A 15,595-nucleotide genomic window follows, 5' to 3' on the forward strand; every position below is an offset into this window, starting at 1 on the left:
GGTCCTTGGGAAGCCTTTTGAATCTCGCGCGCTTCGGGCGCGCAACTTGTTAAACACGACAGTTCCGGAAGGCGACCAGAAACACATTCTGAGCTAGATTTCGCTCTACGTGTATTCTGGAGGATTGCCACGCGGCAAACGGCCATGCGTGCTGCGGGTAACCATCAACACAGCATGTTCTGCAGAGAGCGCCACCTGAACAGCGGCCAACAGACCGCGCGCAAATTGTTCAGATGCTCCATGCCAGAGCTGTCTGCGACGAACTGGAGGAGCCCTGCTCATGTTGACCCGCACCCTCACCCGCCTGCTGCTGGCCGCTGGCCTTGCTGCCGCCGCCATCAGCCCGGCCGCCCTTGCCCAGCGCGGCGGCGCGCGCCCATCCCTGCCATCGGGCCCGCCCGGCATCACGCTCTATTCGGATACCAACCTGCGCGGAAACGCCGTGGAGCTCACAGCCGACCAGCCAAATTTCAATACGGTCCGCTTCAACGATCAGGCCCGCAGCATCGAGGTGCGCGGCGGGGTGTGGATGGTCTGCGCGGACGGGAACTATAAAGGCCAGTGCGAGTATATCGACCGCAGCGTCCGCAATCTCGGTGAGATCGGACTTTCCGGCGCCATCTCTTCGGCCAAGCGCGTGCCGTATGACAAGAGCCCGCGCAGCTACGACATCGCCTTCTTCGCCGATGGCAACTATTCGGGCCCCTTCCTTGGCTTCGATGAAGGCGAGGCCAACCTTTCCCAGTTCCGCTTCAATGACACGGCCAGCTCCGTCATGATCAATCGCGGCACCTGGCTCGTCTGCGAAGACGCTGACTATCGCGGCCAGTGCGAACTGCTCGACGCGTCCACGGGAAACCTCGGCGGCATCGGTCTCAACGACAGGATCACCTCCTTCCGCCGCTATGACGTGCGCCGCGAAGGCCCCTGGCGCCGCCCCGTTCCACCTGTGGTCCCGCCCGTCCGCGATACCCGCGACGGCTTCCAGGGTGAACAGACGGTGTTCTTCCCCGCGCCCACCTATAATGGCCGCCGCATAAATGACGGTTCGGGCGCCGCCACCCGCTACTGCCAGAGCCTCGGCTTTTATGAAGCAGTCTATAAATCACCCGGCCCCGTTCTCTCCGACGTCGTTTGCCGCTAACAAGCGCGCCATGAGCGCAGACACAAAGACACAAAGACTGATACCCATGGGCGTCCTGAAGGGCGCCCATGGTGTTCGCGGCGAGGTTCGGGTGAAGAGTTTCACCGCCGATCCCGATGCCCTCTTCACCTATGGCCCGCTGATGGATGAAGCCGGCAAGGTCCTGCTGACGCCGATCACTGCGCGCCCCGGCAAGGACCATTTCATCGTCCGCCCGAAGGAAAACCTGCAGAAGGAAGACTGGGACGCCCTGCGCGGCTGCCTGCTCCACGCTTCCCGCGACCAGCTTCCCGAGGCCGATGAAGACGAGTTCTACTTCGAAGACCTGATCGGCATGCCGGTCTATACCGTCGGCGAGGAACCCGAAGCCCGCGTCCGCGCCGTCCAGAATTTCGGCTCTGGCGACTTGCTGGAGATCGAGATCCCCGGCGCCCCGGCCACCATATATGTGCCGCTGACCCGCGCCGATGTGCCCGTCATCGACATGGCCGCCCACCGCATCGTGATCCCCGAACTCTCCCTCTGGGCGAACCAGGACGAAGACGACGCCTCCTGAAAATCCTTGCGCAGTGTTCACGCAGTTTGTTGCGGCCCATTCAGGTAGCCGGTGTCATTCTGACCGCGTAATGGACGAAAGGAGCCCTCGATGCGGGTCTCGATCCGGCGCTTTGCGCTCGCCCTCTCGCTACCGGCCGCGGCCGGCGCTCCGGCCCTCGCGCAGGACGCTTATTATGACGATGGCCAGCCCCCGGCCGCCATCGCGCTGTTCACGTCGGAAAATTTCTATGGCGACGTCCGCGAGGCGTTCGACCCCTTCGTCTCGATGCACGATCTCGCCTTTAACGACCGCGCCCGGTCCGCAGCGGTTCTGGCGGGCCAGTGGGAGCTGTGCGAGCACGCAAACTTCACCGGCCGCTGCGTCTTCGTCCGCGAGGATGTCGCCGACCTTGCCTGGTTCGGGCTCAACGGCCGCATCTCCTCCATCCGCCCGGTCTTTGAATATACAGAGGCCCAGCATGGCCTGATGTTCACGCGCGATGACAATGGCTACATCCGCTACGCGCATAACGAAGCCTATGGCTACGACACCTGGAATTACGGCTATTCCAGCTCTGTCCGCCTCAGCGTCCAGCATTACGGCTACTCGCCGGACTATTGGCGCTTTGGCTATTATGATCCGCGCTGGGGCTTTGACCCCTACGGCTTTGCCTGGCGCCCGAGCGGCGGCCCGCGCTATGTGTCCTACACTTACCGTGTTCATCCGCGTCCGGTCGTTATCAACACCTACTGGAAAAAGCATTGGGGCAAGAGCCACAAGCACTGGGACCGCCGGGGTCACAGGGATGACTGGCGCCACAAGCCCAGCTGGAACGGACGCGGCGATGATCGCGGGCCGGGCCGCGGAAATGGCGGTTGGGACCGTGACCGGGACAGAGACCGGGACCGTGACTGGAATCGGGACCGCGATGGCGGCCGCCCGGACGGACGGCCCGGCTGGGGGAATGATGGGCGCGGTTCGGGCATTACGCCCCGTGAACGCATCGATGACCGGGACCGTGGCTGGAGCGCGGGCGACCGTGCCCAACGCGGCGGTGATGGTCCGCGCACAGAGCGCACAAGTCCGCCCCGCACAGGCGGGCGCGCCATCCCGGTTGATCCTCGCCGCGGCGAGGGCCGTGGCCGGGGTGACTGGTCTGGCCGGCCTGATGGCGGCGCGGCAATTGTAACACCGCCTGCGGGCGCTGATCGGGATCGCGGCGGCCGCGAGGGTGGCTGGCGCGGCGGAGACAGGGATCGCGGCGAGAGCCGGCCATCGGGCGCCCGGCCCAATCGCGACGGCCCGAACCGGGACGGTATGCGCGGCAATGGGGGCGGACGCGGTGGGGATCGCCTGCTCGGCGCACCCAGTGGCGGTGGCCGGCCCGTGGTCGATACGCCGCGCCGTGGCGGGGGTGATTTCGGGCGGGGTGGGGGCGACTCCGGACGCAGGGGCGGCGCAGGTGCGGCCCCTTCAGCGCCCGCGCCCGCGCCCGTTGCGCGTCCTTCCCCGCCGCCAACGGCTGTGTCGCGTCCGGCGCCGCCACCGCGGGTCGAGCGTCCGCGCGGCCGGAGCGGCGATGGGGGAGGTGGCCGGGGTGGCCGCCGGCCTGGCAGCGCGCAGGATTAACCGCGCGCGTCACTCCGCGCGCGGATCATTCCATTCTGCGGCAACGCCATAGCCGCCACGCCGGATCAGCCAGAACATGCCGATCAGGTCAAACACCCCCGCGCCAAGGCGGCCGAGGAATCCATATTTGGATTGCCCGGCCAGGCGCGGGCGGTCATTCACCATCTCTTCGCGCACATCCCATCCGGCCCGTTTGATCAGCGCCGGGAGGAACCTGTGCATCGAGGCAAAGAAGGGAAGATCCCGGAACGCAGAGGTCCGGATCAGTTTCCATCCGCATCCGGTATCCTTGGCGTCATCCTGAAGCACAAACCGCCGCACGCCATTGGCCACGCGCGACTGAACCCATTTGAAGCCGGAATCGTTCCGGCTGTTACGCTTGCCCGCGATGATGCCCAGACGCGCAGGCGCGCCGGGCGCAATGATATCCTTCCATAGGCGCGCGGTGTCGGCCGGGTCGTTCTGCCCGTCGCCGTCCAGCAGCTGCACCCACGCTCCGCGAACGGATTTGAGGCCCGTGAACAGCGCAGCAGATTTTCCGCGTCGCTGAATATGGGTCAGCACGGTTACGGTGGCAGGATATTTCGCCTTTGCCTCGGCCAGTTCGGCCCCGGTCGTATCTCCCGAACAATCATTGACGCACACGATCTCGAAATCGATCCCGGCAAGGGCGGCATGCACCTCCTCGATCACAGGATGGATGTTTCCGGCTTCATTGAAGAAGGGGATCAGGACGGAGAGCTGAGGCGCTTGGCTCATGGGGCAGCCTTGTTTGTACTTTTGCCTCTTAACCGCAAATCGGGGGGCGTGTCAGCCTTCCTCAGCCACGGGCGGGTTCGGCAGACGCCCGGCGTTGCGATTGCTGCCAAACTTTCTAAAAGTGCAGGTTAGCTAGATCGCAGGGGAATCCAGATGGCCGCAGAATCACACGCATCACATGCGGTAGACCTGGCCCCCGTGGTCATCCTTCTGGGATCAGCCGTTCTGGCCGTGCCGCTGTTCAAGAAGATCGGTTTCGGCTCGGTGCTGGGCTATCTCGCCGCCGGCCTTGTCATCGGCCCGTTTGGCTTCCGGGTCTTCACCGAGCCCACGGCCATTCTGCATGTCGCCGAACTGGGCGTCGTTATGTTTCTTTTCATTATCGGACTGGAAATGCAGCCCTCCCGGCTCTGGTCCATGCGCAAGGACATATTCGGCCTCGGCTTGGCCCAGGTCGGTATCTGCATACTGCTCCTCTCCTGGGTGGGCGTTGCGCTGGGTTATTCCCCGCAAACCTCGCTGGTCGCGGGCACGGGCTTTGTCCTCACCTCCACCGCCATCGTCATGCAGATGCTTCAGGAGCGGGGCGACCTCGCCAAGCCGCGCGGCCAGAAGATGGTGTCGATCCTTCTGTTTGAGGATCTCGCCATCGTGCCGTTGCTGGCGCTGGTCGCCTTCCTGGCGCCGGGGGGCGGGGAGGTTACCCTCATGGAACGCCTGCAGGGCGTTGCCATCGGGCTTGGCTGCATTCTCGGCCTCGTCCTGGCGGGCCGCTACCTGCTCAATCCCGTCTTCCGTATTCTCGCCGCCGCCCGCGCGCGCGAAGTGATGACCGCCGCGTCCCTGCTGCTGGTGCTCGGTGCCGCCTGGTGGATGCAGCTTGGCGGGCTCTCCACGGCCATGGGCGCGTTCCTTGCGGGCGTGCTTCTGTCAGAATCGTCTTACCGGCATGAGCTGGAAGCAGATATCGAGCCTTTCCGGGGCATCCTGCTCGGCCTCTTCTTCCTTGCGGTCGGCATGTCGCTCGATCTCAATGTCGTGCTGGGCAACTGGGAAATCATAGCGCTCAGCGTCATCGCCTTCACCCTCCTGAAGGCCGCCGGCGTCTACGGCGTCGCGCGCGCCTTCAGGGCAAATCACCGCGAAGCGGTCGAGCGCACCGTGTTGATGACGCAAGGCGGCGAGTTTGCCTTTGTGCTCTACGCAGCGGCCCTCGCAGTCGGCATCATCGACCCGGAAGGCAGCGCCATGCTGACTGCCATCATCATCGTGTCGATGCTGATGACCCCGCTCTTTGTCCTGATCCATGACCGGCTGATGCCGGAGGTTGAGGTCGATGCCAGCGGCGTTGAAACACCCGCTGATGTGCGGGGCACCGCGCTCCTCATCGGCTTTGGCCGGTTTGGTCAGGTTGTCAGCCAGCCGCTGCTCGCGCGGGGCTACACGATCACAACCATCGACAATGATCCCGAGATGATCCGTGTCGCCGGGCAGTTCGGCTTCAAGGTCTGGTATGGCGATGGCGCCCGGCTCGACATTCTCCATGCGGCAGGGGCCCATCATGCCTCGCTGGTGCTGGTCTGCGTCGATGACCAGGCCGCCGCCACCAAGATCGTGGAGCTTGTCCGCCACGAATTTCCAAACGCCCTCCTGCTCGCCCGCGCCTATGACCGGGATCACGGCCTTGAGCTGGTGAAGGCCGGCGTCGATTATCCCGTCCGCGAAACCTTCGAATCCGCTCTCAAATTCGCCCATGCGGCCCTCGACAGGCTGGGCGAGCCCGAAGACGCGATCACCGACGCCCTCGATGAGGTCCGCCGCCGCGACGAGGAACGCTTCGCCCTCCAGCTGACGGGGGGCAGCTTTGCCGGCCGCGAACTGATGTTCGGCAATGGCGGCGGGGCTGTTCCACTGAACGCGCGCAAGGCCGAACCCGATGCCGAGCCTGGCGGTGGGTGACGGACGGCCCGGCCCGCGCTAAACCCCGCCCATGTTCAAGGCCACAGCCATCACCCTCATACCGGAAGCCTGGCCGGGTCCCCTCGGCGCCTCCATTCTGGGCCGGGCGCGGGCCGAAGGCATCTGGGATCTCGAAACGGTCGATCTGCGCACCTTCGGTCTCGGCAAGCATCGCAAGGTGGACGATACGCCCGCTGGCGGCGGGGCCGGCCTCGTCCTGCGGCCCGACGTGGCTGCGGCGGCGGTCGATTCTGTCCAGAAGTGTCCTGATTTGTCCCGATCTGTCCCGGCAATGACGCGCCCTGTCGTGTATTTGTCCCCGCGGGGGCGCCGGTTTGACCAGGAAATGGCAAGGCAGTGGGCGGCCGGTCCGGGCGTCATTCTTTTTTGCGGAAGGTTCGAGGGGCTCGATGAACGCGCCATAGAAGCGCGGGACATGCAGGAAGTTTCCCTCGGAGATTTTGTCCTGGCGGGCGGTGATGTCGCAGCCATGGCCATGCTGGAGGCCGCGATCCGTCTCCTCCCCGGTGTGGCGGGCAATTCTGCTTCCATTACAGGGGAATCCTTCGAGAACGGCCTCCTCGAATACCCCCATTATACGCTCCCCAGAGAGTGGGAAGGGCGTCAGACCCCCCCTGTTTTGCTGTCTGGCGACCACAGGCGGATAGAAGAGTGGCGAATCAGCCGCTCAAAGGCGTTGACTTTTGACCGCCGCCCCGATTTATACGCCGCTTACTCCGAAACCCCGACCCCTACTGCGCCGGAGACTGGCGATGAACCTGATTAAAGAGCTTGAGACCGCTGAAATCGCGCGCGTACTCGGCGACAAAACCATTCCGCAATTCTCGCCCGGCGATACCGTCGCCGTGAACGTGAAGATCAAGGAAGGCGACCGTGAGCGCGTCCAGCGCTATGAGGGCGTCTGCATTGCCCGCTCCGGCGGTGGCATCAATGAGAGCTTCACGGTCCGCAAGATTTCCTTCGGTGAAGGCGTTGAGCGGGTGTTCCCTCTCGTTTCGCCGCTGATCGAGTCGATCGAAGTGCTCCGCAAGGGCCGTGTCCGCCGCGCGAAACTTTATTATCTGCGCGACCTGCGCGGCAAAGGCGCCCGTATCGCCGAGCGCACCACGGGCCACGGCATTGAACAGCAAGAAGTTGCTGTCTCTAAAACCGAGCGCCGCCGCCAGAAAGATGCCGAAAAAGCAAACCGCAAGGAAGTTGCTGCTCAGGCACGCGCCGACAAGGCAAAAGCTGATGCAGCTGCTGCCGAGGCCGCTGCGGCTGAAGCCGCTGCTGCAGAAGCACCCGCCGAGGGCGGTGACGCTTAACATCCTGGCTGCATCATAGCTGCTATGTGAAACGCCCTCCCTTCCGGAGGGCGTTTTCGCATGGGCAAGGCTTCCCTATGTGAGCTTCAGCGCTATTGTGCGCCGCGAAAGTGAGAGGCCGAAATGTCCGCAAAGACACTCTACGACAAGATCTGGGATTCCCATGTCGTTCACACCGATGCGCAGTCAGGTGAGAGCCTTCTTTATATCGATCTCCACCTCATTCATGAGGTGACGACGCCTCAGGCTTTTGCGGGCCTGAAAGCCGCAGGCCGCAAGGTGCGCCGGCCTGAACTGACGCTCGCGGTCGCCGATCACAACACGCCGACAGAAAACCAGGCGCTCGGGCTGGCGGGCGTGAAGGATGCCGAGGCGCGCAACCAGCTCGAGACGCTGACCCGCAATGTCGCCGAGTACGGCATCGAGTTCTTCCAGATGGGCGACATCAATAACGGTATCGTCCATGTCGTCGGCCCGGAGCAGGGGCGCACCCAGCCGGGCATGACGATCGTATGCGGCGACAGCCATACCTCAACCCACGGCGCGTTCGGCGCGCTGGCGCATGGCATCGGCACCTCTGAAGTCGAGCATGTGCTCGCCACGCAGACACTGCGCGCGCGCAAAATGAAGAATATGGCGGTGGAAGTGTCCGGCCGTTTGCGCGACGGGGTCACCGCCAAGGATCTCGCGCTGCATGTCATCGCCATCACCGGGACCGCCGGTGGTACGGGCCATGTGATCGAGTATCGCGGCGAAGCGGTCCGCGCGCTCTCCATGGAAGGGCGCATGACGCTCTGCAATCTCTCGATCGAAGGCGGGGCCCGCGCAGGTCTTGTTGCGCCAGACGATGTTACGTTCGAGTACATGAAGGGCCGCCCGTCCACGCCCAAGGGCGGCGCCTGGGAGCTGGCCGAGAAACACTGGCGCACGCTGTATTCAGACGATGATGCTGTCTTCGATGAGGTGCTGCGCATCAAGGGCGAAGACGTTGAGCCGACCGTCACCTGGGGCACCAGCCCGGAACAGGGCATCGCGATTTCCGGCATCATTCCGAAACCCGAGGATTTCTCCGACCCGGTCAAGCGCGCCGCGTGCGAGCGCGCTTTGGACTATATGGGCCTTGAGGGCGGCAAGCCGATCGCGGGCACGCCCGTTCAGCGCGTTTTCATCGGCTCGTGCACCAACAGCCGGATCGAGGATCTGCGCGCCGCCGCTGAAGTGGCCAAAGGCAACAAGGTGGCAGACGGCGTGCGGGCCATGGTTGTGCCGGGTTCCGGCCTCGTTCGGGCGCAAGCCGAAGCCGAAGGCCTCGATCTTGTTCTCATGGAAGCTGGCTTTGAATGGCGCGAGCCAGGCTGCTCCATGTGCCTTGGCATGAACCCGGATATTCTTTCGCCAGGCGAACGGTGCGCCTCCACATCAAATCGCAATTTCGAGGGTCGGCAGGGCAGGGGTGGGCGTACCCATCTGATGAGCCCTGCTCTGGCCGCCCGTGCCGCCATCAATGGCGTGCTCGGATAATCTGTTAACTGATCAGGATCATTTCATGACGTCTTCTGACCTCACCCCCCGCCAGAACTGGACCCGCGAAGAGATTGCGGCAATCTATGATCTGCCCCTCGATCAGCTTTTCGCCCGCGCGCTCGCCGTGAAGGCAGCCCATTGGGCAGACGGCGCCGTGCAAAAGTCGCAGCTCCTGTCGATCAAGACCGGCGGCTGCGCCGAGAATTGCGGTTATTGCAGCCAGTCAGCGAGCTTCAAGACAGGCCTTAAGGCTGAGAAGCTGCTCCCGGTTGAAGAAGTTGTTGATGCTGCTCGCCGCGCAAAGGCCAACGGCGCGGACCGTTTCTGCATGGGCGCCGCCTGGCGCTCGCTGAAAGATCGCGACCTGCCAAAAGTGGCAGAGATGATCTCGGCTGTGAAGGCAGAAGGCCTTGAGACCTGCGTCACGCTCGGCATGCTTGAAGAAGGCCAGGCTGAAGCGCTGAAAGAAGCGGGCCTCGACTATTACAATCACAACCTCGACACCTCGCGCGAGTATTACAGCACGGTCGTCACGACACGGACGTTTGACGACCGGATCGAAACGCTCGGCCGTGCGCGACAGGCCGGCATCAAGCTCTGCTGTGGCGGCATCCTCGGCATGGGCGAGTCGCGCTCTGACCGGGTAGGCCTCATCCATGAGCTTTCCCTGCTTAGCCCCCATCCAGAAAGCGTACCGGTCAACAAGCTCGTGCCCATCGAGGGCACACCTCTGGCCAATAGCGAAGAGCTCGATACGCTCGAGCTCGCCCGCGCCATTGCGGTCTGCCGCATCGTATTCCCGAAAAGCTGGGTGCGCCTCTCTGCCGGGCGCGAAACGATGAGCGCCGAAGGCCAGGCCCTCTGCATCCTCGCCGGCGCCAACTCAATTTTTGTGGGCGACCGCCTGCTGACAACTGCCAATCCCGCCATGGACAAGGACGCGCGCCTGCTCGAATCCGTGGGGGGTGGTTGCTCGAAGTGCTAGGCTGAGTTTAGCAGAGCTTACCCGAGTTTGGTTGCCATTCTCCCGCTGCGGGCCGATATTCTCCCTTCAAGATAATCCTGAAGGGAGAGTTCGGCATGGCCGGAACAGTGAAACTCGAGGGCGGCGTAACGCTCGATGGACCGCGCGGCCGGATTTACGGCTCGATCCTTGAAACGGTTGGCGCGACCCCGCTCGTTCGCGCCGAAAAGTTCGCCAAGGCCGAGGGCGTTGACGCCGACATCCTCTTCAAGCTGGAATTCTTCAATCCCCTCGCCAGCGTCAAGGACCGGATCGGCCTCGCGATGATCCTGGGACTGGAGGCCGAAGGCAAGCTGAAGCCCGGCGGTGTCCTGATTGAGCCTACCTCGGGCAATACCGGCATTGGCCTCGCCTTCGTGGCGGCCGCCAAAGGCTACCGCCTGATCCTCACCATGCCGGAGTCCATGTCTGTGGAGCGGCGCAAGATGCTGGCCTATCTCGGCGCCGAGCTGGTGCTGACGCCGAAAGAAAAAGGCATGGGCGGGGCCATCGCGCGGGCCAATGAACTGCTCGCCGAAATCCCTGGCGCCGTCAGCCCCAGCCAGTTCGACAATCCGGCAAACCCGGCGATCCATGAGAAGACAACGGCAGAGGAAATCTGGTCCGATACCGCCGGCGCTGTCGACGCCATTGTTTCGGGCATCGGCACGGGTGGCACGTTCACGGGCGTTGGGCGCGTGCTGAAGCCCCGCAAGCCGAGCCTGAAGATGTTTGCGATTGAGCCTGAAGCCTCCCCGGTCTTGTCCGGCGGCGCACCTGGCCCCCATATGATCCAGGGCATCGGCGCCGGCTTTGTGCCGGGTAACGCGGATACGAGCCTGATTGACGAGATCGTGAAAGTCTCCAATGAGGAATCCTTTGCGATGGCCCGTAAGCTCGCCAAGACCGAAGGCATTCCCGGTGGTATTTCTTCCGGCGCGGCAGCCGCGGCAGCCGTTCGCATCGGCAAGCGGCCGGAGATGGCGGGCAAGACAATCGTGGTCATCCTGGCAAGCTTTGCCGAGCGCTATCTCTCAACGGCTCTGTTTGACGGCGTCTGACAGGGTAGGGGGCTTCGCAGCGGCAGGGCTCGCCAATCTTCGGCAGCTGGTGGATAGATGCCACCAGAAAATTCATCCGGAGGAAGCCGATTATGGCGCGATACACACTACATGGAATGTGGCCATCGGGCCCGACCTATAAGGTCGGCCTGATGCTGCGTCTCACCAATACCCCGCATGATTACGAACATGTCGATCTGCGGGCCGGTGCCCACAAGGCAGACGCTTTCCTGGCCAAGAACCGTTACGGCCAGGTGCCGGTGCTGGAAGACCATGAGAAGGACGTCTGCCTGTCCCAATCCTCGGTGATCCTTGATTACCTCGCCGATGAAACGGGTCAGTTTGCCGGGAAGGACCGCTCCGAACGCCTCAGCGCGCGCGAGTGGCAGTTCTGGGGCGCAGGCCCGCTCGCCGTTGGCGTCTATCGTACGCGCGCCCTGAAGCTCGGCTTCTTCAAGTTTCCTGAAGAGGTGGCCGCTGCAAACCTTCAATCCGCGCTCGGCGCGCTGAAGGAGCTTGATGGTCTGCTCGCTGGCCGCAATTGGCTGGTAGGGGGCGGCGCAACCATTGCTGACATCGATATCTACGGCATCGCCAGCTATTGCAGCCAGGCGCAGATTGATCTTCAGCCCTTCGGCAATGTGCGCAAATGGATGGCGCGCGTGGAAGATCTCGCAGGCTTTAAAGGCCCGCAGGAGTGTCTTCCGCAAGCGAGTGTCAAAGCGGCGTGATTACGGGGCTCGATCATCTGGTGCTTGTCTGCCCGGAGATTACCTCGGGCGTAGCTGTCTATGAGAAGCTTCTCGGCCGGAAGGCTGACTGGCGGGCGGATGTGGAAGGGGGCGGCGCGTCTGCGCTGTTCCGGCTGGGCAATACGGCGCTGGAGCTGCTGGCGCCTGCGGGCGAAGGGCCGTTGGCGGCGCGCTTGGCAGAGATCATCGAGGCAGACGGCCCCGGCCTGACGACGCTTGCCTTTGGCAGTGATGGCACCGCTGGAGACCACGACACCTTCACCCGAAGAGGTCTTGAGCCAGAACCGGTCGCCGACGGGCAGTCTGTACATTCGCAGACCGGCGCGGCGCGAGCATGGCAGCGTTTCCGGATTCCGGACACGAAGACCGGCGGCATCAAGGTGTTCATCATCGAGCCGGGGGAAGGGGCGCTTCAACCTCACCCGGCCCCGGCAGACGCGGTGCATGGGCTCGACCATGCGGTGATCAACACGGCCGCGCCCGACCGCACACTGGCCTTCTATGGCGCTAAGCTCGGATTACGCCTGGCGATGGACCGGACAAATCCGGATTGGGGCGTGCGCCTGATCTTTTTCCGCACCGGAAGTCTGACCATCGAAATTGCCCAGCGCCTGGCTGATCCTGAAGATTATACCAAGGCAGACAGTTTCTGGGGGCTTACATGGGCCGTCGCCGATATTGCCGCCGCTCATGCGCGCCTGACGTCCAGTGGCTTTGAGGTTTCGGAAATCCGCAAGGGCCGCAAGCCCGGCAGCCGGGTTTTCACGGTCCGGAACGGCACAATGAATGTGCCCACCTTGTTCATTGCCCATGAGGGGGTTTAAAAGCTCAGCCCATGACACCTTTCACACGCCTCGACGGAACCGCCGCGCCGCTGATGGACAAGGGGAAACCCATGTCCAATGTCGATACCGACATGATCATCCCCAAACAGTTCCTGAAGACGACCGAGCGGACGGGGCTCGCCAAGGGCCTCTTCTATGAGTTGAAAACGCGGGCAGACGGTTCAGAAGACCCCGATTTCGTGCTCAACCGGCCGCAATACGCCAAGGCGAGCATTCTCATCGCAGGCGACAATTTCGGTTGTGGCTCCTCGCGTGAACATGCGCCGTGGGCCCTGGCCGATCAGGGCATCACCTGCATCATCGCGCCCTCCTTTGCCGACATCTTCCACAACAATTGCTACAAGAACGGCATTCTTCCCGTGCGCCTGCCAGCCGATGTCTGTGACAAGCTGGCGGCGGAAGCTGGCGGCCCGAACCATGTCTTCTCGGTGGACCTGCAGGCCCAGACTGTGACGACGCCCTCGGGAGAGGTGCACGCCTTTGAAGTTGATCCCGGCCGGAAGTCGAATCTGATCGCCGGCCTTGATGAAATTGGCGCGTCCCTCACAGCCGCGTCCGCCATCGACAATTTCGAGGATCAACGCCGCCTGACAACGCCCTGGCTCGAAGGCGCGCGCTGAACGTTCGGGCTATCCGTATTCAGGGTCGGCAATTTTATCGACAATCAATTGCAAGGCCCGAACGGCGCTGCCATACATTTCTGCGGAAACATCTAAATTTCTCAGCGGAAGGGTACGGCCTGATGGCATTCACAGTGAAGTCCTGCATTGTTTCGCTTGTTGCTGCAGCAACGCTTGGCGGCTGCGCCGCTAATACGTCGGGCATGACCGCGCTTGCTTCTGCGGACACGATTACCGCCGGTATGGAAGGCGAGACTGCGCCCGACGGCACGGTTATAAAATGCCGCTCAATTCAGGTCACGGGCAGCCGGTTTCCGGTGAAAGAATGCAAGTCCGAAGCGGCTTGGGAGAATTTCGACCAGCAGATGGCGAGCAACGCTAAAAACGAGACCGACAAGTTTCAGCGCCTGAATACGGGGTGCTCGACGACGGGCTCCTGCTGAGCCCAGGCATACTCAACATAGCCTGGTGAACCTTCTGCGCGGGCGCAGGCGAAGCAGGCTCGACCAAATCGCACGGGACCGAACATGATCAACCTTCTGAAGACCTCCATCGCCGCCTTTGCCGTCAGCATTCTCGCGGCGTGCGCAACGCCCGCGACAAACGAAACTGTCGACACAAGCGAGAAGATCGCCGCCTCGATGGAAGGCAAGATGACGGACGACGGCACGGTCGTTGTGTGCCGGTCCATGCAGGTTACCGGCAGCCGGTTTCCGGCAAAGGAATGCAAGTCCGAGAAGGTCTGGAAAGAGTTCGACGCGATCATGGCCGAGAACGCCAAATCATCCACGGACAGGATTCAGCGCGTGAATAGTGGGTGCGCCAACGGGCCCTGCTGATCCTGGCTCTCGATAACACCATCCGAATTTAAATCATTAAAAGCCTCAACAGGACTGAGCATGATCAACTTTCTGAAGCCTGCCACCGCTGTCTTTGCAGCCGGTATTCTCGCGGCGTGCGCGACGCCCGCTACAAATGAAACCGTGAGCAAAGGCGACAAGATTACTGCCGCCATGGAGGGCAAGATGACGGACGATGGCACGGTCGTCGCCTGCCGTTCCATGCAGGTCACCGGCAGCCGTTTTCCGGCAAAGGAATGCAAATCTGAAAAGGCCTGGAAAGAGTTCGACATCGTGATGGCCGAGAACGCGAAATCCTCCACTGACAGGATTCAGAGGCTGACGACCGGTTGCTCGACTCAGGGCGAGGGCACCTGCTGATCGAAGGGATATCGCAACAAAGCGAACCTGAAGAGGCAATGGCACTTTAAGCCGCCTCGACGGCCCGTAATTTTCCTGCCAAACAGCCGCGCATGAAACAGACTCTCCTCCTATTGCCGGGCGATGGCATCGGCCCCGAAGTTGTCGCACAGGCCCGGCGTATCGCCGAAGCGCTTGTGCCGGACGTGCAGATTGAAGAAGGGCTCGTCGGTGGCGCAAGCTTTGATGCCCACGGCACGCCCCTGACCGATGAGACGCTGGACCGTGCCCGGAAGGCCAGCGCCGTTCTGCTTGGCGCCGTTGGCGGCCCCAGATGGACGGCAACGGCGCGTGATAAGCGCCCTGAAGCGGGTCTCCTGGCGCTCCGCAAGGGACTGGATGTCTTTGCCAATCTGCGACCGGCTTTCTGTTTTCCAGCGCTGGTCGATGCCTCCAGCCTGAAGAAGGACCGCGTCGAAGGGCTTGATCTGATGATCGTCCGCGAGCTGACCGGCGGGGTCTATTTCGGCCAGCCTCGCGGCATCGACGAAGAGGGCGGCCTGCGCCGCGGCTATGACACGGCGATTTATACCCACCCGGAAGTCGAGCGCGTTGCCCGCATCGCGTTTGACATAGCGCGTGGCCGGAATGGCCGCGTTACCTCGGTTGAAAAATCCAATGTGATGGAATCTGGCCTCTTCTGGCGCCAGGAAGTTACCCTCGCGCATGCCGAACTCGGCGCCGGGGTGGAGCTGGCCCACATGTATGCAGATGCCTGCGCCATGGAACTCGTCCGCGCGCCCAAGCAGTTTGACGTGATCCTGGCAGATAATCTCTTCGGCGACATCCTGTCGGACGCGGCGGCTATGTTGACCGGCTCGATCGGTATGTTGCCATCCGCCTCGCTAGGCGCGCCCGGCACGCCGGGCCTCTATGAGCCGGTCCACGGCTCCGCGCCCGACATTGCCGGGCAGGGCATCGCCAACCCCTGCGCGGCCATCCTGTCGCTCGAAATGGCGCTGCGTTGGTCGCTCGGTAAAGAGAAAGCCGCTGATACGCTGCTCGCCGCCGTTGGCAAGGCGCTCGACCGCGGTGCCCGCACGCGGGACCTTGGCGGAGATCTGAGCACCCGTGCAATGGCGGACGCGGTTCTCAACGCGCTCTGAGCGCCGTAACGCGTCCGGATTTGGACAAGCCGGCCACCTTGTGACATCCTCCGCTCAAAAGAAGAGCG

General features: G+C 63.0%; 17 protein-coding genes. 16 read left to right on the plus strand and 1 reads right to left on the minus strand.

Annotated features, from left to right (window positions below; translation table 11 throughout):
* The first annotated feature begins 280 nt into the window (after nt 1-280).
* From HNE_RS17660 to HNE_RS00210, 3 genes are all read left to right on the plus strand, one after another.
* Nucleotides 281-1,144: a beta/gamma crystallin-related protein gene (locus HNE_RS17660; RefSeq protein WP_011645074.1), complete on the plus strand. Its 864-nt coding sequence runs from the start codon at nt 281-283 to the stop codon at nt 1,142-1,144.
* A 10-nt stretch (nt 1,145-1,154) separates the two neighbouring features.
* Nucleotides 1,155-1,700: a ribosome maturation factor RimM gene (gene rimM, locus HNE_RS00205; RefSeq protein ID WP_011645075.1), complete on the plus strand. Its 546-nt coding sequence runs from the start codon at nt 1,155-1,157 to the stop codon at nt 1,698-1,700.
* Between the two features lie 90 nt (nt 1,701-1,790).
* Nucleotides 1,791-3,311: a beta/gamma crystallin-related protein gene (locus HNE_RS00210; protein ID WP_011645076.1), complete on the plus strand. Its 1,521-nt coding sequence runs from the start codon at nt 1,791-1,793 to the stop codon at nt 3,309-3,311.
* Between the two features lie 9 nt (nt 3,312-3,320).
* Here HNE_RS00210 and HNE_RS00215 read toward each other — a convergent pair whose 3' ends face one another.
* Complete coding sequence (locus tag HNE_RS00215; RefSeq protein ID WP_011645077.1) at nt 3,321-4,070, minus strand: glycosyltransferase family 2 protein; 750 nt, start codon at nt 4,068-4,070, stop codon at nt 3,321-3,323.
* Between the two features lie 153 nt (nt 4,071-4,223).
* Here HNE_RS00215 and HNE_RS00220 point away from each other — a divergent pair, with 153 nt between their 5' ends.
* The 13 genes from HNE_RS00220 to leuB all read left to right on the plus strand — a co-directional run bounded on the left by HNE_RS00220 (nt 4,224) and on the right by leuB (nt 15,527).
* Nucleotides 4,224-6,029: a monovalent cation:proton antiporter-2 (CPA2) family protein gene (locus HNE_RS00220; RefSeq protein ID WP_011645078.1), complete on the plus strand. Its 1,806-nt coding sequence runs from the start codon at nt 4,224-4,226 to the stop codon at nt 6,027-6,029.
* Between the two features lie 31 nt (nt 6,030-6,060).
* The gene (gene trmD / locus HNE_RS00225) at nt 6,061-6,816 is read left to right on the plus strand and encodes a tRNA (guanosine(37)-N1)-methyltransferase TrmD (RefSeq protein WP_011645079.1); all 756 of its coding nucleotides are present in this window, start codon (nt 6,061-6,063) and stop codon (nt 6,814-6,816) included.
* Nucleotides 6,803-7,357 (plus strand): 50S ribosomal protein L19, encoded by a 555-nt coding sequence (gene rplS / locus HNE_RS19075; protein WP_011645080.1) that lies wholly within the window; start codon nt 6,803-6,805, stop codon nt 7,355-7,357. The genes trmD and rplS overlap by 14 nt, the downstream gene beginning before the upstream one ends.
* Before the next feature lie 123 nt (nt 7,358-7,480).
* Nucleotides 7,481-8,878 (plus strand): 3-isopropylmalate dehydratase large subunit, encoded by a 1,398-nt coding sequence (leuC, locus tag HNE_RS00235; protein ID WP_011645081.1) that lies wholly within the window; start codon nt 7,481-7,483, stop codon nt 8,876-8,878.
* A 25-nt stretch (nt 8,879-8,903) separates the two neighbouring features.
* On the plus strand, nt 8,904-9,866 hold the full coding sequence (gene bioB / locus HNE_RS00240; protein WP_011645082.1) for a biotin synthase BioB: 963 nt from the start codon (nt 8,904-8,906) through the stop codon (nt 9,864-9,866).
* 95 nt (nt 9,867-9,961) lie between these two features.
* On the plus strand, nt 9,962-10,945 hold the full coding sequence (cysK, locus tag HNE_RS00245) for a cysteine synthase A (RefSeq protein ID WP_011645083.1): 984 nt from the start codon (nt 9,962-9,964) through the stop codon (nt 10,943-10,945).
* Nucleotides 10,946-11,037: 92 nt separating this feature from the next.
* Complete coding sequence (locus tag HNE_RS00250) at nt 11,038-11,676, plus strand: glutathione S-transferase family protein (protein ID WP_011645084.1); 639 nt, start codon at nt 11,038-11,040, stop codon at nt 11,674-11,676.
* Nucleotides 11,643-12,521, plus strand: a complete 879-nt coding sequence (locus tag HNE_RS00255; RefSeq protein ID WP_233351956.1) for a VOC family protein — start codon at nt 11,643-11,645, stop codon at nt 12,519-12,521. Before HNE_RS00250 ends, HNE_RS00255 begins: the two co-directional genes overlap by 34 nt.
* A gap of 11 nt (nt 12,522-12,532) precedes the next feature.
* Nucleotides 12,533-13,162 carry a 3-isopropylmalate dehydratase small subunit gene (leuD, locus tag HNE_RS00260; RefSeq protein ID WP_011645086.1) on the plus strand — a complete coding sequence of 210 codons (630 nt, stop codon included), beginning with the start codon at nt 12,533-12,535 and terminating at the stop codon, nt 13,160-13,162.
* 122 nt (nt 13,163-13,284) lie between these two features.
* Nucleotides 13,285-13,605, plus strand: coding sequence for a hypothetical protein (locus HNE_RS00265; protein ID WP_011645087.1), 321 nt, complete (start codon nt 13,285-13,287; stop codon nt 13,603-13,605).
* 84 nt (nt 13,606-13,689) lie between these two features.
* Entirely contained in the window at nt 13,690-14,001 is a 312-nt protein-coding gene (locus tag HNE_RS00270; RefSeq protein ID WP_035591339.1) for a hypothetical protein, read from the plus strand.
* Nucleotides 14,002-14,061: 60 nt separating this feature from the next.
* Entirely contained in the window at nt 14,062-14,382 is a 321-nt protein-coding gene (locus tag HNE_RS00275; RefSeq protein WP_011645089.1) for a hypothetical protein, read from the plus strand.
* A 92-nt stretch (nt 14,383-14,474) separates the two neighbouring features.
* Complete coding sequence (gene leuB / locus HNE_RS00280) at nt 14,475-15,527, plus strand: 3-isopropylmalate dehydrogenase (protein WP_011645090.1); 1,053 nt, start codon at nt 14,475-14,477, stop codon at nt 15,525-15,527.
* The last annotated feature ends 68 nt before the right edge of the window (nt 15,528-15,595 follow it).

The sequence above is a fragment of the Hyphomonas neptunium ATCC 15444 genome, from assembly GCF_000013025.1.
Taxonomy (GTDB): Bacteria; Pseudomonadota; Alphaproteobacteria; order Caulobacterales; family Hyphomonadaceae; genus Hyphomonas; species Hyphomonas neptunia.

Excerpts from the sequence above, each read along its gene's own strand:
- trmD (WP_011645079.1), top strand. The coding sequence starts at position 6,061 with ATGTTCAAGGCCACAGCCATCACCCTCATACCGGAAGCCTGGCCGGGT.
- HNE_RS00210 (WP_011645076.1), top strand. The coding sequence starts at position 1,791 with ATGCGGGTCTCGATCCGGCGCTTTGCGCTCGCCCTCTCGCTACCGGCC.
- cysK (WP_011645083.1), top strand. The coding sequence starts at position 9,962 with ATGGCCGGAACAGTGAAACTCGAGGGCGGCGTAACGCTCGATGGACCG.
- HNE_RS00265 (WP_011645087.1), top strand. The coding sequence starts at position 13,285 with ATGGCATTCACAGTGAAGTCCTGCATTGTTTCGCTTGTTGCTGCAGCA.
- HNE_RS17660 (WP_011645074.1), top strand. The coding sequence starts at position 281 with ATGTTGACCCGCACCCTCACCCGCCTGCTGCTGGCCGCTGGCCTTGCT.
- HNE_RS00275 (WP_011645089.1), top strand. The coding sequence starts at position 14,062 with ATGATCAACTTTCTGAAGCCTGCCACCGCTGTCTTTGCAGCCGGTATT.
- HNE_RS00250 (WP_011645084.1), top strand. The coding sequence starts at position 11,038 with ATGGCGCGATACACACTACATGGAATGTGGCCATCGGGCCCGACCTAT.
- HNE_RS00220 (WP_011645078.1), top strand. The coding sequence starts at position 4,224 with ATGGCCGCAGAATCACACGCATCACATGCGGTAGACCTGGCCCCCGTG.
- leuD (WP_011645086.1), top strand. The coding sequence starts at position 12,533 with ATGACACCTTTCACACGCCTCGACGGAACCGCCGCGCCGCTGATGGAC.
- leuC (WP_011645081.1), top strand. The coding sequence starts at position 7,481 with ATGTCCGCAAAGACACTCTACGACAAGATCTGGGATTCCCATGTCGTT.
- bioB (WP_011645082.1), top strand. The coding sequence starts at position 8,904 with ATGACGTCTTCTGACCTCACCCCCCGCCAGAACTGGACCCGCGAAGAG.
- rimM (WP_011645075.1), top strand. The coding sequence starts at position 1,155 with ATGAGCGCAGACACAAAGACACAAAGACTGATACCCATGGGCGTCCTG.
- HNE_RS00270 (WP_035591339.1), top strand. The coding sequence starts at position 13,690 with ATGATCAACCTTCTGAAGACCTCCATCGCCGCCTTTGCCGTCAGCATT.
- rplS (WP_011645080.1), top strand. The coding sequence starts at position 6,803 with ATGAACCTGATTAAAGAGCTTGAGACCGCTGAAATCGCGCGCGTACTC.
- leuB (WP_011645090.1), top strand. The coding sequence starts at position 14,475 with ATGAAACAGACTCTCCTCCTATTGCCGGGCGATGGCATCGGCCCCGAA.
- HNE_RS00215 (WP_011645077.1), bottom strand. The coding sequence starts at position 4,070 with ATGAGCCAAGCGCCTCAGCTCTCCGTCCTGATCCCCTTCTTCAATGAA.